1 protein-coding gene is annotated in these 505 nt (G+C 61.8%); it reads right to left on the bottom strand.

Annotation, left to right across the window (positions count from 1 at the left end; all coding sequences use genetic code 11):
- A partial coding sequence (locus RMT89_RS40990) for a transposase (protein ID WP_315888841.1) occupies positions 1-505 on the bottom strand: 505 nt, incomplete at both ends.

A 505-nucleotide genomic window follows, 5' to 3' on the forward strand; every position in this document is an offset into this window, starting at 1 on the left:
TGCCGAACTTCGTCTTGCGGCTCATCGCCTGTTGCGCCTTGCGCAAAGCAGCCTCATGCCGCTTGAAGCTGTGAAGCGGCGCGTAGAACGCGCCGTCCGAGAGGGTGACGAAGCGGGTAATGCCCATGTCGATACCGACCGCCCCACCTTGCGGGATGGGCTGCTCGACCTCGCGCTCCGTCTGAATGCTCACGAACCACTTGCCGCCCGACTGGCTCACGGTGACGTTCTTCACCACGCCCAACACCTCGCGACTGTTGCGATAGCGCAGCCAGCCCAGCTTGGGCAGAAACAGGCGGTTGTTGCCATGATCGAGCTTGATCTGTTTTGGGTCGGGATAGCGGAAGCTATCCGACTGGCCCTTCTTCTTGAAGCGCGGGAAGTCCGCCCGCTTAGCGAAGAAGTTGGTGTAGGCCCGCTCCAAATCCTTGAGCGTCTGCTGCAACGGATGCACGGGCGCATCGGCCAGCCATGCGGTTTCCGCGCTATTGCGCCAATCGGTGAG

This window comes from Streptomyces sp. P17 (genome assembly GCF_032436805.1).
Lineage (GTDB): Bacteria > Actinomycetota > Actinomycetes > Streptomycetales > Streptomycetaceae > Streptomyces.